Below are 21,704 nucleotides of genomic sequence, written 5' to 3'. Positions count from 1 at the left end.
AACCCCGGGTCAGGTCGTGGTGGCGCGGACGGCGTCGGCGATCGGTGTCGGTCCGTTCACGAGTTCGAGGGTCGCGCCGGCGGTGCGGGGTTCGTCGAGGAGCGCGGCGAGGACCAGGGCGACGTCGGCGCGGCTGACGGCGCCCCGGTCGGCGTGTCGGGTGAGGGTGACCTGCCCGGTGGGTTCGTCGTCGGTGAGCCGGCCGGGGCGCAGCACCGTCCAGGTCAGGTCGCGGGCGCGTAGGTCGTCCTCGGCGGCTCGTTTGGCGCGCAGGTAGGCGGCCCACACGTCGTCGGTGCCGGCGGCGGGTGGCGTGTCGACGCCCATGGAGGAGACCAGCAGGTAGCGGTGGACGCCGGCGCGGGTGGCGGCGTCGGCGAGCAGCGCGGCGGCGGCCCGGTCGACGGTGTCCTTGCGGTCGGCGCCGCTGCCGGGGCCGGCGCCTGCGGCGAAGATGACCGCGTCGGCGTGGCGCAGGTGCGCGGCGACCTCGTCGACGTCGGCGTGTTCCAGGTCGCAGACGACAGGGGTGGCGCCGACGGCGCGTAGGGCGTCGGCTTGGTCGGGGTTGCGGATGAGGCCGACGGCGGTGTCGCCGCGGTCGGTGAGGTGACGTTCCAGCAGCAGGGCGATCTTGCCGTGGCCTCCGGCGATGACGACACGCATGTGCTCAACCTACCGGCGTGGCCGGCGGGCTTGACCTTGACCTGCGGGCAACCCCCAGGGTGGTGTCTGCCGGTCACGGTGGCCGGTGCGAGGAGGTTGCCGTCGTGGGGTTGCTGACCATCGGGGCTTTCGCCCGGGCGGCGGGCCTGACGCCGAAGGCGTTGCGCCTGTACGCGCGGGTGGGGGTGCTGGCGCCGGCAGCGGTGGATCCCGAGTCGGGCTACCGGCTCTATGACCCGCGGCAGGTGCCGCTGGCGCGGCTGGTGGCCCAGTTGCGGCGCATCGGCATGCCGCTGGCGCGGATCCGCGCCGTGTGCGACCTGGAGCCAGCGGCGGCGGCGGAGGCGGTCACCGCGTACTGGCGGCAGGTGTCGGTCGACACGGCGGCGCGGGCGCGGCTCGCGGGCCTTCTCGTGGATCACCTGTCCGAAGGGAGCGCCACCATGTCGTCGAGAACGAACAGTGCCGTCGCCGTCCGCTGTGCCGCCGGCTGTGACAGCGGGATCGTGCGGGACAGCAACGAGGACGTCGCGTACGCCAGTGACCGGTTGCTGGCGGTCGCCGACGGGGTGCGGGGGCCCGGGGGCGCGGTCGCCAGCGCCGCCGCCGTCGATGCCCTCACAGTTGTGGATCTCGTCGACGGGTCGGCCGTCGACCTGTTGACGATGCTGGCGGGGGCGGTCACCGACGCCGACCGTGTGGTGCGGCGGCTGGCTACCGACGAGCACCAGCCGGCGACGACGCTCACCGCGCTGCTGCGCAGCGGCACCCACCTGGCGGTGGTGCACGTCGGTGACACCCGGGCGTACCTGCTGCGCGACGGTGAGCTGTCCCTGCTGACGCAGGACCACACGTGGGTGCAGGCCCAGGTGGATCAGGGTCGGCTCGACCGCGACGAGGCGGGCGCGCATCCGCAGCGGGCGTTGCTGGTGCGCGCGCTCGGCGGCGGTACGCAGGTCGAGGCCGACCTGGCGCTGCGCACGGCGTTGCCCGGTGACCGGTACCTGTTGTGCTCCGACGGGCTGTGGGCTGTCGTGGACCGGGGTGACCTGTTCGCGACGCTGCGCGCGGCGGCCGATCCGGAGCGGGCGGTGCGGGACCTGATCGCCGCGGCGCGGGCCGCGGGGGCGCCGGACAACATCGCCTGCGTCGTCGCGGACGTCGTCGCGGTGTAGTCGGCGGCGGGTGTTCGGCGTCGGCGGGTGCGCTGAGGCAGCATGGAGGGGTGACGAACAGCCTGGAGGCGTTGACCTCGCTGGTGGCCGGTGGTGGGGTGGTGGTGCTCAGCGGTGCGGGCCTGTCCACCGAATCGGGTATTCCGGACTATCGGGGGCCCAGCGGGGTGGCCCGCCGGCACACGCCGATGACGTTCCAGGCGTTCACCAGGGATCCCCTCGCGCGGCGGCGGTACTGGGCGCGTAGCCACCTGGGGTGGCGGTTGATCGCGCGGGCGGCGCCGAACGACGGGCACCGGGCGGTGGCGCGGCTGCAACGCGCCGGTCTGGTCGACGCGGTGATCACGCAGAACGTCGACGGGCTGCACGGCGCCGCCGGCAGCGACCGGGTGGTCGAGTTGCACGGCCGTCTCGACGAGGTGGTGTGCCTGGACTGCGGCAACCTGACCTCCCGGGAGGAGGTGGACCGGCGGCTGCGCGAGGCCAACCCGGATTTCGTGGCTCGCGTGGCCGCGGTCAACCCGGACGGTGATGTGGATCTCCCCGACGGGCAGGTGGCCGGTTTCCGGCCGGTGGACTGCGGGATCTGCGGGACGGGGATGCTGAAACCGGACGTGGTGTTCTTCGGCGAGACGGTGCCACCGCAGCGGGTGGCGCGGTGTTTCACGCTTGTGGAGCAGGCGCGGGCGGTGGTGGTGCTCGGGTCGTCGTTGACTGTCATGTCGGGGCGGCGGTTCGTGATCCGGGCGGCGAAACGGGGCATTGCGGTGGCGATCGTCAACCAGGGGCCGACCCGGGGTGACGGGTACGCCACGGTGTGCGTCGACGCGCCGCTGGGGGCGGTGCTGCCGGCGCTGGCCGACCGGGTGGCCGGTGGGGCCGCGCCGCTGGCCGCGCCGGCCGGCGTGTGACGTCACAGGGGTAGGACATCTGCCGGAAACACCGGCGCTGGTAGCGTTGACCATGCCGGTACCACCCACGTGGGAGAGACCGCCCGACAGCACCAGGGGCGGCGCCGAAGGGGCAAATCCTCCCCGGAACCTCTCAGGCAAAAGGACCTCGTGGGCAGGCACTGTGGAGCGCTGTGCGGGCGCGACAGAGGGGGAGGCCGATCCGTCGACCTCGCCCGGGAGCGCCCCTGATGTCCGTAGAGCAGTTCGCCACCCGTCACATCGGTCCCGGAGCGGACGACGAGCGCCGCATGCTGGAGGTCGTCGGCCACGACTCGATCGACGAGTTGATGGACGCCGCGATCCCCGAGGTGATCCGCTGGCACGGCACCCTCGACCTGCCGGAGGCGGCCACCGAGGCCGAGGCGCTCGCCGAGCTGCGGGCCCTCGCCGCGCGTAACAGCGTCGCCGTGTCGATGATCGGCATGGGCTACCACGGCACGCACACCCCGGCGGTGATCCGCCGCAACGTGCTGGAGGACCCGGCCTGGTACACGGCGTACACGCCGTACCAGCCGGAGATCAGCCAGGGCCGCCTGGAGGCGCTGCTGAACTTCCAGACGATGGTCACCGACCTGACCGGCCTGACCACCGCGAACGCCTCGATGCTCGACGAGGGCACCGCCGCCGCGGAGGCCATGACCCTCGCCCGCCGCGCGTCGAAGAGCAAGAGCCCGGTGTACGTCGTCGACGCCGACGCCCTGCCGCAGACCATCGCGGTGATCACCAGCCGGGCCGAGCCGCTCGGCATCGACGTGCGGGTCGTCGACGTCGAGGGCGACGAGCTGCCCGCCGAGTTCTTCGGCCTGCACCTGCAGTACCCGGGGGCGTCCGGGGCGGTGCGCGACCACACGGGTCTCGTCGAGGCGGCGCACACCGTCGGGGCCCTGGTCACCGTCGCGGCGGACCTGCTGGCGTTGACGCTGCTGCGCGCGCCGGGGGAGATCGGCGCGGACATCGCCGCGGGCACCACCCAACGCTTCGGCGTACCCATGGGCTTCGGTGGGCCGCACGCCGGCTACCTGGCGGTACGCGCCGGCCTGGAGCGGATGCTGCCCGGCCGTCTCGTCGGGGTGTCCCGCGACGCCGACGGCAACCCGGCGTACCGGTTGGCGTTGCAGACCCGCGAGCAGCACATCCGGCGGGAGAAGGCGACAAGCAACATCTGCACCGCGCAGGTGCTCCTCGCCGTGATGGCCGGCATGTACGCCGTCTACCACGGCCCGGACGGGCTGCGGGACATCGCGACGCGTACCCATGCCATGGCGGCGCGGCTCGCGGCCGGGCTGCGCGCCGGCGGCGTCGACGTCGCGGACGTCGCGTTCTTCGACACCGTCACCGCGACCGTGCCGGGCGCGGCGGCGCAGGTCGTCGCGGCCGCCGCCGAGCGTGGCGTGAACCTGCGGCTGGTCGACGCCGACCGGGTGGGGATGTCCTGCGACGAGACGACCACCGTGGCGCACCTGCGCGCGGTGTGGGCGGCGTTCGGCGTGGACGCCCTCGACGGCGACGGCGACCGGGCCCTGCCCGCGGCGTTGACCCGCACGAGTGACTTCCTCACCCACCCGGTGTTCCGCAGCCACCACTCGGAGACGGCGATGCTGCGCTACCTGCGGCGGCTGTCGGACTTCGACTACGCCCTGGACCGGGGCATGATCCCGCTGGGGTCGTGCACGATGAAGCTGAACGCGACCACCGAGATGGAGCCGGTCAGTTGGGCGGAGTTCGCAAACATCCACCCGTTCGCGCCGGACGCGCAGACCGCCGGGTACCGGGAGATGATCGGGCAGCTGGAGTCGTGGCTGGCCGAGGTGACCGGCTACGACGCGGTGAGCGTGCAACCCAACGCCGGGTCGCAGGGTGAACTGGCCGGCCTGCTGGCCATCCGCTCGTACCACGCGTCGCGGGGTGACACGCACCGCGACGTGTGCCTGATCCCGTCGTCGGCGCACGGCACGAACGCCGCGTCGGCCGTGATGGCCGGCATGCGGGTCGTCGTGGTGGCCTGCGACGACGACGGCAACGTCGACCTCGTCGACCTGGACGCGAAGATCGACAAGCACCGCGACGCGCTCGCCGCGATCATGGTGACGTACCCGTCGACGCACGGCGTCTACGAGACGGGCATCGCGTCGCTGTGCGCGAAGGTCCACGACGCCGGCGGGCAGGTGTACGTCGACGGCGCGAACCTCAACGCCCTCGTCGGGTTCGCCAAGCCCGGGAAGTTCGGCGCGGACGTGTCGCACCTGAACCTGCACAAGACGTTCTGCATCCCGCACGGCGGCGGCGGCCCCGGCGTCGGCCCGGTGGCGGTCCGCGCGCACCTCGCGCCGTTCCTGCCCGGCGACCCGCTGGGCGCGCACGCCGACGCGACGCCGGCGATCTCGGCGGCGAAGTACGGGTCGGCGGGCATCCTGCCGATCCCGTGGGCGTACCTGCGGATGATGGGCGCGGAGGGCCTGACCCGGGCGACAGGCGTGGCAGTCCTCGCGGCGAACTACGTGGCCGCGCGGCTGCGGGGACACTTCCCGGTGCTGTACGCCGGCAACAAGGGCCTGGTCGCGCACGAGTGCATCCTCGACCTGCGGCCGTTGACGAAGGCGACAGGCGTGAGCGTCGACGACGTGGCGAAGCGGCTGATCGACTACGGCTTCCACGCGCCGACGATGTCGTTCCCCGTCGCCGGGACGCTGATGGTGGAGCCGACCGAGAGCGAGGACCTGGCCGAGCTGGACCGGTTCTGCGACGCGATGATCGCGATCCGGGCGGAGATCGAGCAGGTGGGTTCGGGGCAGTGGCCGGCGGGGGACAACCCCCTGGCCAACGCGCCGCACACCGCGGCGATGGTCAGCGGCGACGAGTGGCCGCACCCGTACCCGCGGTCGGTGGGCGCGTACCCGGCCGGGGTGGACCGGGCCGGGAAGTACTGGCCGCCGGTGCGGCGCATCGACGGCGCGTACGGCGACCGGAACCTGGTCTGCTCGTGTCCGTCGCCCGAGGCGTTCGAGGACTGACGACGGTGTCGCCGGGGCGGTTGTCCTGCCGCCCCGGTAGCCGCGCCGACCTGGGCTCCGATGTCCCGTACCGGGGGACCAGCCTGGGTCGACGGCGGCGATTGGTGACGCTGGGTGGTCGTTCAGGCCACGAGAGCGTGGCGGGCGGGGCCGCGGTGCGGTGCGATGCTGCTGCCGTCGGGGAGTAGCTCGCCGGTGTCCTCGAAGACTATGACACCGTTGCAGAGCAGGCTCCAGCCCTGCTCACGGAAGCAGGCGAGGACTCGTGCGGCTTCCCGGTCGGTGGCTTCAGCGGAGGGGCAGGTCGGTTGGTGCTGGCACATCGGGTTCTCCGGACTGTGGGGGCACTGTGTCATGGTTCACATGACCAGTGACGCACAGTACCAAGCGAAAGTGTCCAGCATCGAGCAGGTGTCGGCCTGGCGTACGGGAAATCCACTGAACGGATGAGGAAGGTCGGACCATACGGCGTGGAAACGCTCCCACAGGTGCTGGTCGATGTGCCGGCAGCACCCACCGCCTGTCGCGACACGCTCGCCGAACGCGCACGCCTGCACTGGCGCCGCACCGACGGCGGCGACCCCGCCGCGCTCGCCGAGGAGTTCCTCGCCGCACACGGCCTGAACCTGCGCGACCTCACCCGACCCACCACCGACCACCACGACACCACCGGGCCCTGCGGCGCCGCCCTCTACCTCTCCGCCGCCGCCGGAGCACACCTCGCCGGCGCCCCCACCGCCGCGCCCGAACCCGCACCGACCCTGCCCGACCTCGCCGTCGTCGTCTACGACCACCGCCCCACCCACGCCACACCACCCGCCCCACCCACACCCTGGTGGCTCGGCGAATGGACCGAGAGCTGGACACCGCGGCAACACGCCACCGCCGTCGACGCCGTCCGCGACGCCATCGCCCGCGGCGACCTCTACCAGGCCAACCTCGTCGGCCACGCCGCCGCCCCCTACACCGGCGACCCGCTGCCCGCCCTGCGCCGCCTCGGCGCGCTCCCCGGCGCCCGCTACGGCGGCGTCCTCACCGGCGACGACTGGGCCATCGGCTGCGCCTCCCCGGAAACCCTCATCGCGCTCCGCGACGGACACCTCATCACCCGACCCATCAAAGGCACCCGCCCCGCCACCCCCACCGGCCGCGCCGAACTGCTCACCAGCGCCAAGGAACGCGCCGAACACATCATGATCGTCGACCTGGAACGCAACGACCTCGCCCGCATCGCCCGCACCGGCACCGTCACCGTCGACGACCTGTTCGCCGTGCGCCGCTGGTGCGACCTCTGGCAGGCCGAATCCACAGTCCGCGCCACCCCCGCCGACGGCCTCGGCCTCGCCGACCTGCTACGCGCCACCTGCCCCGGCGGCTCCGTCACCGGCGCACCCAAACTCGCCGCCCTCACCCACATCGCCGCCGCAGAACCCGTCGGCCGCGGCGCCAGCATGGGCGCCCTCGGCTGGGTCACCCCCGGCCACATCGACCTCGGCCTGACCATCCGCACCGCCGCCGCCGACGGCGAGCACCTGCACACCTGGGCCGGCGGCGGCATCACCTGGGACAGCGACGCCCACGCCGAAGTCGCCGAAGCCGCCGCGAAGACCACACCCGTCCGCGCCACCCTGGCCGGACACTGACCCCACCACCGACGGCGATACGCTGACCCCCATGACCATGCGGCCCATCCGGATCATCGGCGACCCCGTCCTGCGCACCGAATGCGACCCGGTCACCACCTTCGACGCCGACCTGCGCGCCCTGGTCACCGACCTGATGGACACCCTGCTCGGCGAACCCGGCCGCGCCGGCGTCGCCGCACCACAGATCGGCGTCAACGCCCAGGTCTTCGTCTACGACGCCGACGGACACCGCGGCCACCTCGTCAACCCCACACTCGAACTCTCCGACGAGCTCTCCGACGACGAGGAAGGCTGCCTGTCCATCCCCGGGCTGTACTTCCCGACCCCCCGCGCCCTGCACGCCACCGCCCACGGCGTCGACCAGCACGGCGAACCCCTCACCATCACCGGCACCGGTTTCCTCGCCCGCGCCCTGCAACACGAAACCGACCACCTGCGCGGCACCCTCTACGTCGACACCCTGCGCGGAGACACCCGCCGCCGGGCCCTACGCGAAATCCGCGCCGGCCGCTTCGACTCACCCAGCCGCCGCGCCTAGGGCCTGTTTCATAAGGGCGGTCGAGCCGAGGCGGAGTCCGGGCGGCGATCCGGCAAGGCGCGGTTTCGTTCGGATACCGGTGTTGTATCCGGACGAAACCGCAACGCCGCCGGTCGTCGTCCGGGCCCGCCGCAGGCCGGCCAGTTCTTATGAAACAGGCCCTAGGGCCTGCGTCAGCGGGCCACCCACTGGTCGTAACCCAACTTCGCGACCAACGCCAGCACCACCACCAGCAGCACCACCCGCACGAACCCCGAACCACGACGCAACGCCATCCGCGCCCCCACCACCGCGCCCGCGATGTTGCACACCGCCATCCCCGCGCCCAGCAACCACCACACGTGCCCGGTCACCCCGAACACCACCAACGCACCCAGGTTCGTCCCCGCGTTGACCACCTTCGCCATCGCCGACCCGTGCACGAAATCCGCACCCACCAGGGCCGTGAACGCCACCACCAGGAACGTCCCCGTACCCGGACCGATCAACCCGTCGTACAACGCGATGCCCACCCCGGCCACCGCCACCACCGTCGCCACCCGCACCGGCGTCCGCCGCTCCGGCGCCGCCACCACCCCCAGGCGCGGCCGCAGCAGCACGAACACCGCCACCGACACCAACACCACCAACACCACCGGCCGGTACGCCGACGCCGGCACCGCACCGGCCAACGCCGCACCCACCCCCGCGCCGCACACCGCCAACCCCGCCGCCGGCCCCGCCACCCGCCAGTCGACAGTCGTACGCCGCGCATACGTCGCCGCCGCCGTCGCCGTACCGAAGATCGCCGCCAACTTGTTCGTGCCCAACGCCGTGGCCACCGGCAACCCCGGCGCGGCCACCAGCAACGCCGGCAACAACAGCAACCCGCCGCCGCCGACCACAGCGTCCACCCACCCGGCCGCCGCGGCGGCGACAAGCAACGTACTCAGCGATACGGCGTCCACGGCCGGCAATTCTCCCTACCGGGTCAGGGCCGACCGACCCCAAGTGGCAAGCCTCACCTCAACGGCCCCGCGAACGCCGCAACCACACCCCCAACGCGCCGACCGCCACGAACACCAGCATCGAACACAGCAGCACCTTCACCACACGGCAACCCTGCCACGGGGACGTAGGGTGCAGGAGTGCGCCTGGCCACCTTCAACCTGCTGCACGGACGATCCCTCACCGACGGACTCGTCGACCCCGACCGACTCGCCGCCGCCATAGCCGCCCTCGACGCCGACGTACTCGCCCTACAGGAAGTCGACCGCGACCAACGCCGCAGCGGCAACCACGACCTCACCGCCATCGCCGCCCACGCCCTCGACGCGCCACACCACCGCTTCGCGGCCGCCGTCGTCGGCACCCCCGGCGAACAGTTCCGCCCCCTGCGCCACGACGACGACGGCCACGGCGAACCCTGCTACGGCATCGGCCTCATCAGCCGACACCCCGTCCGCAGCTGGCACATCACCCGACTCACACCCGCGCCCGTCCGCTCACCTGTCTACGTCCCCGGCCCCGGCGGCGGCCTCATCCTGCTGCACGACGAACCCCGCGTCGTCCTCGCCGCCGTCCTCGACACCCCACACGGCCCCCTCACCGCCGCAGCGACCCACCTGTCGTTCGTGCCCGGCTGGAACGCCCGCCAACTCCGCCAGACCGTGCGCGCCCTCCGCGCGCTACCCGGCCCCCGCATCCTGCTCGGCGACCTCAACCTGCCCGCCGGCCCCGCCCGCCTCATCTCCCGCTGGCAACCCCTGGGCCGACGCCCCACCTACCCCTCCGGGCAACCCCGCGTCCAACTCGACCACATCCTCGCCGACCGGCACGCCCTCACCCAGCTCCCACCCGTACGGGCCGTCACCGCCCCACCGTCCACCATCTCCGACCACCGCCCCCTGCTCGTCGACCTCGGCTGACCCGCGGGCCTGCGCCAGCTGACTTCCGGTCACCCTGTGGCGCCCCGCACCGGGGGCAGAGCCGCCAACGCCCGGTTGGTCCGGCTGGCACGGATCGCATCCCGCTGCTGCCCGGCCGTCACCTCGATGTACGTCTGCGACGACGCCAACGACGCGTGCCCCAACAACCGCATGATCTCCGCGGCGCTCGCCCCGTCCTCCGCCAACCGCGTCGCGAACGTGTGCCGCAGCGCGTGCAACCGCGCCCCACGCGGCACCCGGTCACCGATCCCCGCCCGCCGATAACACGACTCCACCAGATACTGCAGACCACCGCGGCGCAGCGGCTCACCGTGCCGGTCCACCAGCAACGCCGAGTCGGGGCGTACCGACCGCGACCCGAAACGCCGACGGCGACTGTCCAGGTAGTCCGCCACCACCCGGTCCAGATCAGCCTCGATCGGCACCACCCGCGGACGCCCGCCCTTGCCGGCGACCTCGATCCGCCGCTCACCCGGTCGACCCGCCAACGAACCGACCCGCAGCGCCAACAACTCCGACAGGCGCAACCCCGCGCACAACGCCACCGCCACCACCGCCACGTCCCGCTCCGGCCACGGATCACGCTGCCGACCGTCGTCGCGGGCAACCGACGCGAGCAGCATCTCGGGAGTGTCCGCACCGCGCAGCGGCTTCGGCTGGGGGAGCAGCGCCCGGGGCCGGCCGACCGCCGGCATCGGATTGCCCGCCACCACCTGATCGGCGACCAGGAACGTGAAGAAGCTGTTCCAGGTGGACCAGGCGCGGTGCACCGACGCGGGCGCCCGGGGTGCGGCGAACCGGGCGAAGGCCGCCCGCAGCACACGGGGGGAGAGGTCGCTGATCGACAGCGCGTCGAGGGGGAGGGGAGTGGTGTCGTCCCCGGCCACCAGCGCGGCCACCGCGTGCAGATCCCGCCGGTAGGCCGCCAGGGTGTGCGGGGAGGGCTTGCGGGTCGCCCGAGCGGTCAGGAACTCCTCGATCAACACCATGAGCGATTCGTCCTTTTTGTCATGCATAAGGGATATTATGCAGCATTTTCACGTTTCCGGGAAGAGTGGAGGAGGGGAGCGATGCCCGAACCCAGGCGCTACGTCATCGGTCCGCCGGGCTTCATCCGACACCGCCGCACGCCGGCTCAGCTGCGCCGATGCGTTGACCTTCGCGCAGGTGCACAAGCAGGTGTACGAAGAGTACGGACACCATCTCGTGGACGTGCCGGCCGGACCGCCGTGGAAACGGGTCGCGGTGATCGAGAGGCACGTATCGTGGCCACCGTGACGTCGCCAGCCGCGAACTGCCCCACCTGCGGTCGGCCCCACCTGCCGATCACCTACACCGAACGCTGCTCGGAGCGACACGAGTGGCGGGCCGGCGGGGATCCAGAAGCGGTACCAGGTGTCGTCCCCGACGGTCACGACGAACGCGCCCCGGCGACCGGCGTGGACTCCGTACGTACCGGCGACGGGCGCACCTGGCGGATCGGCACGACCCGCGACGTCGACTGGATCGCCGGCCACACCACACCTGGCCTCGCGGTCACCGCGGCGATCCCGCCGGTCTTCGGCGCGTACGCCACGTTCCATCCACCCGACGGCGTCAGCCTGGAGGCCCACGAACACGCCGTCGTCCGTGAACTCGCCGCGACCACTCCCGACCAGCCCTGGTGGCTTGGCTATCTCGACACCGGCGCCCACGACATCGTCTTCCCGCGCGCGGCGAAGGTCAGCCTCTACGGAGGCTGGTCCTACGTGCTCGTCGAAGCCGGACCCGAGCAGGCCCTCACCTGGCGGACCGGTCACCTGCGCGGTGACGGAGCGCTGCCCGACCTCTTCTTTCCGGCGGATCACTCCTGGCTCGTCTCTGCCCTCTGGGACGACACCTGGACCGACGTCGGCGGCAGCGCGCTCGTGCTCGCGGGCCTGCGCCTCAATCCGCTTCTCAACGTGCGCCTCGTCCGACCCGACGAGGATGCCTGCCCGCCGGGCCTGACGCGCGACTAGTACGGCGCCGCAGCCGCGCGCCGGCTCGAAACAGCAGGCTGGTCGAGATGTCGCCGGGACACGTGTTCCGCTGGATGGCGCTCTTGCTTTTCCTCGCGGGTATGCACTTCGACCTGTTGGCCTCCTGAGCGTCCATCCCGCTTCGCCGGCGGCATCACGGACGGTGGCCGTGCCAGGGACGGCGAGGGGACCCTCCTACCCAGGCTACTTTACATAATGTACATTATCGAACCTGTACGGAAGGCCATGATCGCCGTTTCGGGGGCGGTACGCGGGTGGTCATCCGAAGTGGTCGGCCAGCTTTCGCAGCTTGCTGACGTACCCCGGCCAGTCCTGCCCGTCGGGGACGGCGGTGCTGTCCTGCTGCCAACCGATCGCGCCGTCGTACTGCTCGCGCATGATGTCGGCGTGACCGGCGTGTCGGGCGAGGTCGTAGGTCACGTGGATGATGATCCGGGCCAGCGTCGCGTCCTGGTGGCCCGGCCGCCACCAGGGCACCTGCCCGGGGGCGTCGAGCGGGAGCTTGTCGATCGTCTCGTCGGCGAACACCGCGACGCGGCGGTACAGGTCGATCAGGCCGTCCTTCGTCTCGTCCTCGCGGGCGTACCAGTCGGCCTGCGGGTCGTCGTCGAACGCCTCCAGGGGAACCAGTTCCGCAGGGGTCGGGAACTGCCGGCCGAAGGTAGGCCCGAAGTAGCCGGCTTCGACGTTGAGGCAGTGTTTGACGACTCCGAGCAGGTTGTTGCCGGTCGCGGTGCGCGGCGTTCTGGCCTCGCGTTCGCTGAGGCCGTCGAGCTTCCAGAGCAGGCCGTTGCGCGCCCTTCGGAGGTAGTGGTGCAGCGCGGCTTTCGTGTCGCCCAGGTCAGTCATGCCCGCCATTGTCGCGCGGGCGCCGTGCCGTCGCGTGCCGTGGCGGCGAGGTCAGCGCCCGGCGCAGCCAGTCCTGGGTGAGCGCGCGCAGCAGCGCCGGTTGTTCGTAGGGCAGGTAGTGCCCGGCCTGGTCGAGCGCGGTGTAGGCGCCCCGGGGGTAGCGGCGCATGGCGTGGAACTGGTCGGTGTAGCCGACGATGTGGTCCTGTCGGCCGGTGAGCACGCTGACGGGGCCGTCGTAGGGGGTGTCGGTCATCTCGTCGGGGAGCGCGTATCCGGGGCCGGTGCGCAGGGCCTGTTGGAAGGTGTCGTCGCCGGGGCCGCCGGAGCGCAGGGCGGCGAGCACTGTGGCGACGACGCTCGGGGTGCGATGGCCGAGCGCGGTGTCGAGATGGGTGCGCAGGTCGGTAGGGGCGTCGTCCAGCCAGCCGGCGGGTCCGGGGGGTGGGCGGTGGTCGGGCAGGGTGCGGCTGGCCGGTGCGATGGTGATGCCCGGGCAGACGAGGAGCAGGCCGCGGACCAGGTCGGGTCGTTGGCGCGCGATGCCGGCGGCGAGGTAGGCGCCGTAGGAGGCGCCGGCGAGCAGGACTGGTGCGTCGACGTGATGGTCGAGCCAGGCGCAGACGGTGTCCAGCAGCGCCTGGGAGGTGGGCGGGCAGGTGGGCGGGCTGTCGCCGTGCCCGGGTAGGTCCAGGTATGTCTCGCGCAGGTCGGCGCCGGCGAGGGCGGGGCCGAAGGCGGTGGCCGTGGCGGCGCGGGTCGTGGCGAACATCGGCAGGCACACCACCTCGGGGCCGGCTGCGGTGGATCGGTCGGCTGCCAGGTTCATTGCGGGGTTCTCCCCTGTCGGGTGGAGCGTCGCTGTGCGTCTTCGGTCGTGGCGTATCGGCGGGACGGGGTGGAGCAGCGGGGTTTGCGGGCCTTAGGATGATCGAGATTAGTCGATCAGGTGGGGGTGTTGCCCGCGTCACGCCTGATCGGCGAGCCTTCTTCAAGGTATGCGCCGTCGCTGTCGCCGACCTCACGTGCGTCGTTGCCGGGGAATTCCTCAAGTGGCGCGCGCGGTTGTCCGTTCGGAAGATCAGGTTTCCACATGATCGGATGGAAGTGCCATGCACGTGCGCTCAGACGCGGTAGTGCTGTTCGGCGTGACAGGTGATCTCGTCTCGAAGAAGCTCTTTCCGGCGCTGTTCGAGTTGACCCGGCGTGGGCGTCTCGATGTCCCGGTGATCGGGGTGGCCCGCTCCCCCTGGGATGATCAGCAGTTGGTCGCGACGGCCCGTAAGTCGGTGGCCGAGGCGACTGACGAGGTGGATGACGAGGCGTTCGACGCCCTGGCGGGCAACCTGTCGATGATCTCCGGCGACTACGCGGATCCGGTGACGTATCAGCGGCTGGCGGAGCGTCTGCGCGACGCCGAGCGGCCGGTGTTCTATCTGGCGATTCCGCCGATGGTGTTCGGTTCGGTGGTGCAGGGGTTGGCGGCGGTCGGGCTGGCCGATCGTGGTCGGGTGATCGTGGAGAAGCCGTTCGGGCGGGACCTGGCGTCGTCTGCGGAGTTGGATCGGACGTTGCAGGGGGCCTTCGATCCGGCGCGGGTGTTCCGGATCGATCACTACCTGGGCAAGGAGGCCGTGGAGGGCCTGTACGCGTTCCGGTTCGCGAATCGGTTGTTCGAGCCATTGTGGAACAGCGAGCACATCGACAATGTGCAGGTCACTCTCGCCGAGGGGTTCGGTACGCAGGGCCGTGCCGGGTTCTACGACACGGTGGGCGCTACTCGTGACGTGTTGCAGAACCACATTCTTCAGGTGGTGGCGTTGATCGCGATGGACGCGCCGGAGGGTGACGACACGGACGCGTTTCGGGAGGCGGAGGCGGCGGTGTTGCGGCAGATCGAGCCGTTGTCGCCGGAGTCCACGGTGCGGGGGCAGTACGCGGGCTACCGCGACGAGCCGGGTGTCGCGTCGGATTCGAACACGGAGACGTTCGTGGCGACCCGGTTGACTGTCGATTCTGCGCGGTGGGCGGGTGTGCCGTTCTATCTGCGGACGGGCAAGTCGTTGCCGGGGACGGCGACGGAGGTGGTGGTCGAGTTCAAGCAGCCGCAGCGTCCGTTGATCCCTGCCGCGGGTGGGGCGGCGGCGTCGGCGAATCTGCTGCGGTTCCGGTTGGGTCGTGGGGACGGCATCACGATGTCGATCCAGGCGAAGAGTCCGGGTGCGGAGGTGGCGAGTCGTCCGGTTGACCTGTCGGTGGACTTCGGGGCGGCGTTGGGTCGCCGTCAGGAGGCGTACGAGCGGTTGCTCGACGACGCGATGGACGGGCAGCATCTGCGTTTCGCCCGCGCGGAGACGATTCGGCAGGAGTGGCGGATCGTGGAGCCGATCCTGGATCTGTCGACGCCGGTGCGGGCGTACGACAGGGGTAGTTGGGGTCCGGCGGAGGCCGACGCGTTGGCCGGCGGTTGGCACGTGCCCGACCTGGGGTAGGCGGCGGGGGTGGGCTGAGTGACCGCTCAGCTCACCGGAGGGACCGTCCGGCGACGGTGGGGTTTGTCGCGTGCGGGAGGTGTGGGCATGTGGGTGTGTCTCACGTCCTCGTCGGAGAGGAAGCAGCGCATGCTTTCCGCACTCGATCGTCGGCACACCGTCGCGCCGCCCGGCTACAGCCGGTGGCTCATTCCCCCGGCGGCGTTGGCCATCCATCTCTGCATCGGCCAGGTGTACGCCACAAGCGTCTACAAGAACTCGTTGATCGCGCATTTCGACACCGGTCAGACGGCGATCGGGGTGATCTTCAGCATCGCGATAGTGATGCTGGGGTTGTCCGCCGCGGTGGCGGGGACCTGGGTGGAGGCGAACGGGCCGCGTAAGGCCATGTTCGTCTCGGCGTGTTTCTGGGCGGTGGGTTTCCTGGTCGGTTCGCTGGGCATCGCCACGAAGCAGTTGTGGCTGTTGTACGTGGGCTACGGCCTGCTCGGCGGCATCGGTCTGGGCATCGGGTACATCTCCCCCGTCTCGACGCTGATCAAGTGGTTCCCGGACCGGCCGGGTCTGGCCACCGGTCTGGCGATCATGGGGTTCGGTGGTGGCGCGATGGTGGCCTCTCCCCTGTCGCGCCAGCTTCTGTCGTTCTACGACAGCGGTTACGACCCGTCCAACGCGGGTTCGACGGCGTCGGGCAGCGCGCTGGTGTGGCTGTTCGTGACGCTCGGCCTGGGCTACTTCGTGATCATGATGTTCGGGGTGGCGAACGTGCGGGTGCCGGCCGACGGGTGGCGTCCGGCGGGCTTCGACCCGGCGGCGGTGGCGGCGAAGCCGCTTGTCACGACGGCGAACGTGTCGGCGGCCAACGCGGTGAGGACGCGCTCGTTCTGGCTGCTGTGGGTGGTGCTGTTCTGCAACGTGACGGCAGGTATCGGCATCCTGGAGCAGGCAAGTCCGATGATCCAGGATTTCTTCCGGGACAACGGCACGTCGGCGGTGTCGGTCGCGGCGGCCGGCGGGTTCGTGGGTCTGCTGTCGCTGTTCAACATGGCGGGCCGGTTCGTCTGGTCGTCGACGTCGGACGTCATCGGTCGCAAGCCGATCTACCTGGTGTACTTGGGTGTGGGCATGGTGTTGTACGCGTTGCTGGCCGTGTTCGGGCAGACGGCGACGGCGTTGTTCGTGTTGTTCGCCTGCGTGATCCTGTCGTTCTACGGTGGTGGGTTCGCCACGGTGCCGGCGTATCTGCGGGACCTGTTCGGCACGTACCAGGTGGGTGCGATCCACGGGCGGTTGCTGACCGCGTGGTCGGCGGCGGGGGTCGCCGGGCCGCTGATCGTGAACGGGTTCCTCGACGCGCAGGGTAAGCCGGGCACGTTGACGGCGGCGGCGTACCGGCCGGCGCTGTTCACGATGGTGGGTGTGCTCGCGGTGGGGTTCGTGGCGAATCTGCTGGTGCGGCCGGTGCCCGAGCGTTACCACGAGCCGGCGGAGCAGCAGGGCGTGGACGAGGACGAGGTGGCGCAGAGGAGTGGTACGCGATGAGTGACGACGGTCGGCACGGGCAGCAGGCCCGGTTGTGGATGTCCTGGCTGGTGGTGGCGGTGCTGCTCGGCTATGGGGTCGTGCAGACGGTGATCACGGCGGCGAAGCTGTTCACGCACTGAGGGGGGTGTGAGCCGGGGCGTGGTGCGCGTCCCGGCTCACAGGCCGCCGGAGACGCGCAGGACGGTGCCGGTGGCGTAGGAGGCGTCCGGGCCGAGCAGCCAGGCGATGGCGGCGGCGATCTCGTCGGGTTCGCCGGCGCGGCCCATCGGGATGCGGCCGGCGGCGCTGTCGGCGCGGTCGGGTACGCCGGAGTCGGCGTGGATGTCGGTGCGCACGAGGCCGGGGGCGACGGCGTTGACCCGGATGCCGCGCGGGGCGAGTTCCTTGGCCAGGCCGACGGTGAGGGTGTCGGTGGCGGCCTTCACTGCGGCGTAGTGCACGTACTCCCCCGGGCTGCCGAGGGTCGCGGCGGCCGAGGACACGTTGACGATGGCGCCGCCGTCGGTGAGGCGGCGGGCGGCCTGTTGGGCGCAGAGGACGTACCCGATGAGGTTGACGTCGACGACGCGGCGCAGGTCGTCGACGCGCAGTTCGGTGAACGGGCCGATGAGGCTGGTGACGCCGGCGTTGTTGACCAGCCCGGTGAGTGGGCCGAGCTGCGCGGCGGCGTCGAACAGGGCGGTGACCTGGTCGGGGTCGGTGGTGTCGGCGCGGACGGCGATGGCCTGCGCGCCGGTGTCGTGCAGCTCGGCCAGGACCGTTGCGGCGGCGGCGTCGTCGCGGCGGTAGCACAGGGCGAGGTGGTGCCCGGTGGTGGCGAGTCGGCGGGCGGTGGCCGCGCCGATGCCGCGACCGCCGCCGGTGATGACGGTGACGGGTGCCACGATGCCTCCGGGGCTGTCGGGTGGGGTGAGCCGACGTTACCGTGACCGGCGCGGGTCGGTCGTCGAGAGGAGGGTCACATGCGGCGAGCGTTGGTGCTCGGTGGTGGCGGGGTGACCGGGGTGGCGTGGGAGCTGGGGATGCTTGCCGCGTTGGCCGAGCGGGGTGTGGCGGTCACCGAGGCTGACCTGGTGGTGGGCACGTCGGCGGGTTCGGTGGTCGGCGCGCAGGTGCGCTCCGGGGTGCCGCTGCGGGGGTTGTACGAGGAGCAGTTGGCGCCGCCGACGGGTGCGGTGGCGGCGCGGTTGGGGTGGTGGGCGGTGGCGCGGCTGCTGTGGGCCGGTGGCCGTACGCGGGACGAGGTGCGGTCGAGGGCGCGGATCGGGGCGATGGCGGTGGCGGCGCGTACTCCGTCGGAGGCGTCGCAGCGGGCGGTGATCGAGGCCCGGTTGCCGGTCCGGGACTGGCCGGCGCGGCGGCTGCTGGTGACGGCTGTCGACGCGGCGTCGGGTGAGTTCGTGGTGTTCGACGGCGCCGACGGGGTGTCGTTGGTGGACGCGGTGGGTGCGAGCTGCGCGGTGCCCGGGGTGTGGCCGCCGGTGACGATCGGGGCGCGTCGTTTCGTCGACGGTGGGATGCGCTCGAGCGTGAACGCGGATCTGGCGGCGGGCGCGCAGCGGGTGCTGGTCCTCGCGCCGACGTCGGCGTCGTTCGGGCCGATGCCGCGGCTGGCGGCGCAGGTGGCCGAGCTGCGGGCGGGCGGGTCGCGGGTGGTGGTGGTGACGCCGGATGCGGCGGCGCGTGCCGTGATCGGCCGCAACGTGCTGGACCCGGCGCGGCGTGCCGGCGCGGCGCGGGCCGGGTGGGCGCAGGCGGCGACGGTGGCCGACGAGGTGCTGGCGCTCTGGGTGTGATCGCTTACGCTCACCGCGCGTTCGATCGGACAACGGAGGTGCGCGGTGGCGGGTGTGGGTGTCGGCGATGTCGTGGAGGATTTCGAGCTGCCGGATGAGACGGGTACGCCGCGGCGGCTGTCGGAGTTCCTGGCGGCGGGTCCGGTGGTGCTGTTCTTCTATCCGGCGGCGATGACCCGGGGGTGCACGGCGGAGAGCTGTCACTTCCGGGACCTGGGCGCGGAGTTCACGGCGTTGGGCGCGTCGCGGGTGGGCATCAGCCGTGATCCGGTGGCGAAGCAGGCGGAGTTCTCGACGCTGCACGGTTTCGACTATCCGTTGCTGTCGGATCCCGACGGGTCCGTGGCGCAGGCGTTCGGGGTCAAGCGGCGGGTGCCGCTGGGGCCGCTGAGCACGAAGCGGATGACGTTCGTCATCGGCGCCGACCGGCGGGTCATCGAGGTGATCCACAGTGAGGTCAGCATGAACGACCACGCGGACCGGGCGCTGCGGGCGCTGGGCGGCTAGGGCCTGACCCCCTTGCGGCGGGTGTCGCAGTGGACTGGTATCAAGACAGCAATCAAACAGGTGTACGGAAGAGGGTTGTGATGGATGCCGGCCAGGGTTTGTCCACTGACGAGGTGCAGAGCATCCGGGAGGCGTTGGCGGCCGGTCGTAAGCCGCGGGTGGTGTTCACCGCGTCGGCGGGTCAGATCGCCGGTCAGGTCGGTCAGGTCGTCGAGCTGACCGACCCCGAGGTGTCCGACGAGTTCGTGGTGGTGCGTTTCGGCCGCGACGAGTTGCCGTTCTCCCCCGCCGATCTGGCGGTGGCGCCCAAGGGCGCGGGTCGTCGGGTGGCGGAGCCGAAAGCGGAGCCCGAGCCGCCGGCGCTGCCGGTGGTGGCGGAGCCGGAGTTCGTGTTGGACACGCCGCGGGTGCCGGCGCAGCGACAGGAGGAGCCGAAGGTGGAGCAGACCGAGAAGCCGCCGGCGCGGCGGGCGGTCAAGGCCGTCAAGCCGAAGAGCCCCGCCGGCCTGACGGTGACGCTGGCGTACGCCGACGGCGAGTGGACGGTCGCCGCGCAGCAGGGCAGCAAGGCCCTGGCGAAGCCGTACGTGGTGAAGCCGGCGGAGGCGTTGAAGATGGTGGCGCTCGTCGACGTGCCCGGTGTGCAGGAGGCGGTGGAGCAGATCCTCGGCACCGAGCGGGCCGAGGCGGAGCAGCAGGCCGACAAGCTGCGCGCGGAGTTGGCCGAGATCGAGGCCCGGCTGGCGGAGCTGCGCGAGGCCCGCTGAGCGGTGTTCAGCCCCGGGTGTGATGGTCCAGCAGCCGGGTGAGCAGTCGGGTCAGCTCGGCGCGTTCGGCGGTGGACAGGGGGCGAGCAGGTCGTCCTGTACGCGGGTGAGGGTCTCGGCCATCCGATGGGCCTCGTCGGCGCCGGCGGCGGCGAGGCTTATGACGGTGCGGCGGCGGTCGGCCGGGTCGGGGGCGCGGACGACGAGTCCCCGACCGGCCAGGTCGTTGACGGCGGCCACGACGCCGCTGCGGTCGACGCCGCAGCGGCGGCCGAGGTCGGCCTGGCTGGCGGGGCCGACCTCGGCCAGCGCGGCGAGCGGTCGGTAGTGGTAGCCGCGCAGGTCGTGGGCGGCGAATCCCTCGGCGTCAGCTTGGGCCAGGTCCTCGCGCTCAACGTCCTCGCCTCCGGCCCCGTCGAGCCAGCTCACCTCGTGCGCCGGATCACCGGCACCCGCAAGGTCGACGAGCCGGCCGTGCGCGAGGTGATCGCCAGCGTCGTCGACGCCGAACTGGCGGCGACACCGGCCTGACCGCACGCCACCTCCGGGCCGGGCGCACCGCACCCGGCGGCGGGCCCGGGTGGCGGCCGGTCAGAAGTAGTCGAGCAGCTGCGCCGGGCCGCCGACGCCCAGAAGGTCGAGGGCGGCCGGATCCACACCGGCGCCGTGGTGCAGCAGCCCGGCCTGCGCGACCGACCGGGCGCGCGCCGCTCCGGCGTAGAGCAGGGCGAACCCGCGTACGTCCAGGCGCAGGTCCGTCTCGCCGTCGATCCGGGTCAGCTCGGCGGCGCCGTCGGCGACTGTCAACCGCCACGTGCCGGTGTTCCACTCGGCGAGCGTGTCGCTGAGGGTGAAGTCGACGACGCCCCGGGCGTGGGCGGGCCACCCGCGCGCGGCCACCGCCGCGACCACGTCCACCGGCCGGTGCATCCACAGGTCCCGCTCGTGGTCGCGCGCCGCCTCCAGCGGCAGGACGGTGCTGACGGCGTCGCCGTCGAGGGGGCACAGCCGTACCGTCGGCGCGACGCTTGCCCAGCTGGCGAGCACCCCGACGAGTTCCCGGGCCGCCTCGGCGGTGGTGGCCAGGGCCTCGTCGACGGTGAGCACCGAGTCGGCGCCGTAGCCGCGGCCCCGCTGCCAGGTGGCGTAGCCGACCAGGTCACCGTCGGCCTCGACGAGCGTGAGCCCGTCGCCGGGCAGGCCCCCGTCGGCGGCGAAGTGGTCGAACAGCTCACCCCGGCGCGTCAGCATGCCGTTGCGGTGCCGGGCGACCCGCTCGTAGAGGGCGGCGACGACGGGCAGGTCGGCGGGTGCGCCGGCCCGCACGGTCAGGTCCGGCGAGGGTCGGTGCCGGGGCAGCGCGGCGGTGGCCAGGTCGACGGTACGCAGCACACCGGCGGTCTCCCACCCGCAGGCGCGGTACGGGGCGGCGACGGTCGGGTAGAGGGCGCTGACCGCCGCGCCGCGCTCTTGGGCGCCTCGCAGCAGGGCGGTGAGCAGGGCACGGGCCACGCCCCGACCACGGGCCTCGGGGGCGACCGCCACCCCGGCGACGTCGGCGGCCGGCACCGCCCGGCCCGACCACCACTGGTCGTGGCTCAGGTCGACGGCCTTGCCGACGAGCCGACCGGCGTCGTCGAACGCGCCGTAGCGGGTCATGCCGGGCACCTCGACTGTCGTCGACGCCGGGCGTTCGGAGGTCGAGCCGAACGCGAACCGGCCCAACTCCCAGGCGGCATCGAGGTCGGCGAGGTGGAGTTCACGAACGTGTACGGGGGCGGGCATCGGCACACCCTAGCGAGAACGCGGC

At 72.1% G+C, this 21,704-nt stretch carries 22 protein-coding genes and 1 riboswitch; of the genes, 13 read left to right on the top strand and 9 right to left on the bottom strand.

Annotated elements, in window-relative coordinates; genetic code table 11:
- Nucleotides 1–9: 9 nt before the first annotated feature.
- Entirely contained in the window at nucleotides 10–666 is a 657-nt protein-coding gene (locus OOJ91_RS03975; RefSeq protein ID WP_266242569.1) for an NAD(P)H-binding protein, read from the bottom strand.
- 104 nt (nucleotides 667–770) lie between these two features.
- On the opposite strand from OOJ91_RS03975, the gene OOJ91_RS03970 reads away from it, so the two are divergent.
- From OOJ91_RS03970 to gcvP, 3 genes are all read left to right on the top strand, one after another.
- Entirely contained in the window at nucleotides 771–1,841 is a 1,071-nt protein-coding gene (locus OOJ91_RS03970; protein ID WP_266242567.1) for a MerR family transcriptional regulator, read from the top strand.
- Between the two features lie 50 nt (nucleotides 1,842–1,891).
- Nucleotides 1,892–2,752: an NAD-dependent protein deacetylase gene (locus OOJ91_RS03965; RefSeq protein ID WP_266242565.1), complete on the top strand. Its 861-nt coding sequence runs from the start codon at nucleotides 1,892–1,894 to the stop codon at nucleotides 2,750–2,752.
- A 60-nt stretch (nucleotides 2,753–2,812) separates the two neighbouring features.
- Nucleotides 2,813–2,911: riboswitch (glycine riboswitch) on the top strand.
- Nucleotides 2,912–2,982: 71 nt separating this feature from the next.
- Nucleotides 2,983–5,805 carry an aminomethyl-transferring glycine dehydrogenase gene (gene gcvP, locus OOJ91_RS03960; RefSeq protein ID WP_266242563.1) on the top strand — a complete coding sequence of 941 codons (2,823 nt, stop codon included), beginning with the start codon at nucleotides 2,983–2,985 and terminating at the stop codon, nucleotides 5,803–5,805.
- A gap of 122 nt (nucleotides 5,806–5,927) precedes the next feature.
- Here gcvP and OOJ91_RS03955 read toward each other — a convergent pair whose 3' ends face one another.
- The gene (locus OOJ91_RS03955) at nucleotides 5,928–6,128 is read right to left on the bottom strand and encodes a DUF5999 family protein (RefSeq protein WP_007460326.1); all 201 of its coding nucleotides are present in this window, start codon (nucleotides 6,126–6,128) and stop codon (nucleotides 5,928–5,930) included.
- A gap of 123 nt (nucleotides 6,129–6,251) precedes the next feature.
- On the opposite strand from OOJ91_RS03955, the gene OOJ91_RS03950 reads away from it, so the two are divergent.
- On the top strand, nucleotides 6,252–7,448 hold the full coding sequence (locus OOJ91_RS03950; protein ID WP_439117016.1) for a chorismate-binding protein: 1,197 nt from the start codon (nucleotides 6,252–6,254) through the stop codon (nucleotides 7,446–7,448).
- 31 nt (nucleotides 7,449–7,479) lie between these two features.
- Nucleotides 7,480–7,989 carry a peptide deformylase gene (gene def / locus OOJ91_RS03945; protein WP_266242539.1) on the top strand — a complete coding sequence of 170 codons (510 nt, stop codon included), beginning with the start codon at nucleotides 7,480–7,482 and terminating at the stop codon, nucleotides 7,987–7,989.
- Nucleotides 7,990–8,162: 173 nt separating this feature from the next.
- Here the strand turns inward: def and OOJ91_RS03940 are convergent, their stop codons facing one another.
- Nucleotides 8,163–8,936, bottom strand: a complete 774-nt coding sequence (locus OOJ91_RS03940; protein WP_266242536.1) for a sulfite exporter TauE/SafE family protein — start codon at nucleotides 8,934–8,936, stop codon at nucleotides 8,163–8,165.
- Between the two features lie 180 nt (nucleotides 8,937–9,116).
- Between OOJ91_RS03940 and OOJ91_RS03935 the strand changes: the two genes are divergently transcribed.
- Nucleotides 9,117–9,896, top strand: coding sequence for an endonuclease/exonuclease/phosphatase family protein (locus tag OOJ91_RS03935; RefSeq protein WP_266242533.1), 780 nt, complete (start codon nucleotides 9,117–9,119; stop codon nucleotides 9,894–9,896).
- A gap of 29 nt (nucleotides 9,897–9,925) precedes the next feature.
- On the opposite strand, the gene OOJ91_RS03930 is transcribed toward OOJ91_RS03935, so the two are convergent.
- Nucleotides 9,926–10,933, bottom strand: a complete 1,008-nt coding sequence (locus OOJ91_RS03930) for a tyrosine-type recombinase/integrase (protein WP_266242531.1) — start codon at nucleotides 10,931–10,933, stop codon at nucleotides 9,926–9,928.
- 258 nt (nucleotides 10,934–11,191) lie between these two features.
- On the opposite strand from OOJ91_RS03930, the gene OOJ91_RS03925 reads away from it, so the two are divergent.
- Nucleotides 11,192–11,917: a hypothetical protein gene (locus OOJ91_RS03925; RefSeq protein WP_266242529.1), complete on the top strand. Its 726-nt coding sequence runs from the start codon at nucleotides 11,192–11,194 to the stop codon at nucleotides 11,915–11,917.
- Between the two features lie 279 nt (nucleotides 11,918–12,196).
- On the opposite strand, the gene OOJ91_RS03920 is transcribed toward OOJ91_RS03925, so the two are convergent.
- Together OOJ91_RS03920 and OOJ91_RS03915 are read right to left on the bottom strand one after the other, a co-directional pair.
- The gene (locus tag OOJ91_RS03920) at nucleotides 12,197–12,787 is read right to left on the bottom strand and encodes a DinB family protein (protein WP_266242527.1); all 591 of its coding nucleotides are present in this window, start codon (nucleotides 12,785–12,787) and stop codon (nucleotides 12,197–12,199) included.
- The gene (locus OOJ91_RS03915) at nucleotides 12,780–13,616 is read right to left on the bottom strand and encodes an alpha/beta fold hydrolase (protein WP_266242525.1); all 837 of its coding nucleotides are present in this window, start codon (nucleotides 13,614–13,616) and stop codon (nucleotides 12,780–12,782) included. Before OOJ91_RS03915 ends, OOJ91_RS03920 begins: the two co-directional genes overlap by 8 nt.
- 283 nt (nucleotides 13,617–13,899) lie before the next feature.
- On the opposite strand from OOJ91_RS03915, the gene zwf reads away from it, so the two are divergent.
- The 3 genes from zwf to OOJ91_RS03900 all read left to right on the top strand — a co-directional run bounded on the left by zwf (nucleotide 13,900) and on the right by OOJ91_RS03900 (nucleotide 16,943).
- Nucleotides 13,900–15,279, top strand: coding sequence for a glucose-6-phosphate dehydrogenase (gene zwf / locus OOJ91_RS03910; RefSeq protein ID WP_266242522.1), 1,380 nt, complete (start codon nucleotides 13,900–13,902; stop codon nucleotides 15,277–15,279).
- A 129-nt stretch (nucleotides 15,280–15,408) separates the two neighbouring features.
- Complete coding sequence (locus tag OOJ91_RS03905; RefSeq protein WP_266242520.1) at nucleotides 15,409–16,821, top strand: OFA family MFS transporter; 1,413 nt, start codon at nucleotides 15,409–15,411, stop codon at nucleotides 16,819–16,821.
- On the top strand, nucleotides 16,818–16,943 hold the full coding sequence (locus tag OOJ91_RS03900) for an MFS transporter small subunit (RefSeq protein WP_266242518.1): 126 nt from the start codon (nucleotides 16,818–16,820) through the stop codon (nucleotides 16,941–16,943). Before OOJ91_RS03905 ends, OOJ91_RS03900 begins: the two co-directional genes overlap by 4 nt.
- Before the next feature lie 36 nt (nucleotides 16,944–16,979).
- Here the strand turns inward: OOJ91_RS03900 and OOJ91_RS03895 are convergent, their stop codons facing one another.
- Nucleotides 16,980–17,708 carry an SDR family NAD(P)-dependent oxidoreductase gene (locus tag OOJ91_RS03895; protein ID WP_266242516.1) on the bottom strand — a complete coding sequence of 243 codons (729 nt, stop codon included), beginning with the start codon at nucleotides 17,706–17,708 and terminating at the stop codon, nucleotides 16,980–16,982.
- 78 nt (nucleotides 17,709–17,786) lie between these two features.
- Between OOJ91_RS03895 and OOJ91_RS03890 the strand changes: the two genes are divergently transcribed.
- The 3 genes from OOJ91_RS03890 to OOJ91_RS03880 all read left to right on the top strand — a co-directional run bounded on the left by OOJ91_RS03890 (nucleotide 17,787) and on the right by OOJ91_RS03880 (nucleotide 19,894).
- Entirely contained in the window at nucleotides 17,787–18,620 is an 834-nt protein-coding gene (locus OOJ91_RS03890; protein WP_266242514.1) for a patatin-like phospholipase family protein, read from the top strand.
- Nucleotides 18,621–18,665: 45 nt separating this feature from the next.
- Nucleotides 18,666–19,127, top strand: a complete 462-nt coding sequence (locus OOJ91_RS03885; protein ID WP_323178406.1) for a peroxiredoxin — start codon at nucleotides 18,666–18,668, stop codon at nucleotides 19,125–19,127.
- An 80-nt stretch (nucleotides 19,128–19,207) separates the two neighbouring features.
- Nucleotides 19,208–19,894: a hypothetical protein gene (locus OOJ91_RS03880; protein ID WP_266242512.1), complete on the top strand. Its 687-nt coding sequence runs from the start codon at nucleotides 19,208–19,210 to the stop codon at nucleotides 19,892–19,894.
- A 51-nt stretch (nucleotides 19,895–19,945) separates the two neighbouring features.
- On the opposite strand, the gene OOJ91_RS03875 is transcribed toward OOJ91_RS03880, so the two are convergent.
- Together OOJ91_RS03875 and OOJ91_RS03870 are read right to left on the bottom strand one after the other, a co-directional pair.
- On the bottom strand, nucleotides 19,946–20,323 hold the full coding sequence (locus tag OOJ91_RS03875) for a MarR family winged helix-turn-helix transcriptional regulator (protein WP_266242510.1): 378 nt from the start codon (nucleotides 20,321–20,323) through the stop codon (nucleotides 19,946–19,948).
- A gap of 162 nt (nucleotides 20,324–20,485) precedes the next feature.
- Complete coding sequence (locus OOJ91_RS03870; RefSeq protein ID WP_266242508.1) at nucleotides 20,486–21,679, bottom strand: GNAT family N-acetyltransferase; 1,194 nt, start codon at nucleotides 21,677–21,679, stop codon at nucleotides 20,486–20,488.
- Nucleotides 21,680–21,704 lie beyond the last annotated feature (25 nt).

It is taken from the genome of Micromonospora lupini, assembly GCF_026342015.1.
Lineage (GTDB): Bacteria > Actinomycetota > Actinomycetes > Mycobacteriales > Micromonosporaceae > Micromonospora > Micromonospora lupini_B.
The sequence above is the reverse complement of the archived record's forward strand: the minus strand, read 5'-3'. Positions and strand labels throughout refer to the sequence as shown.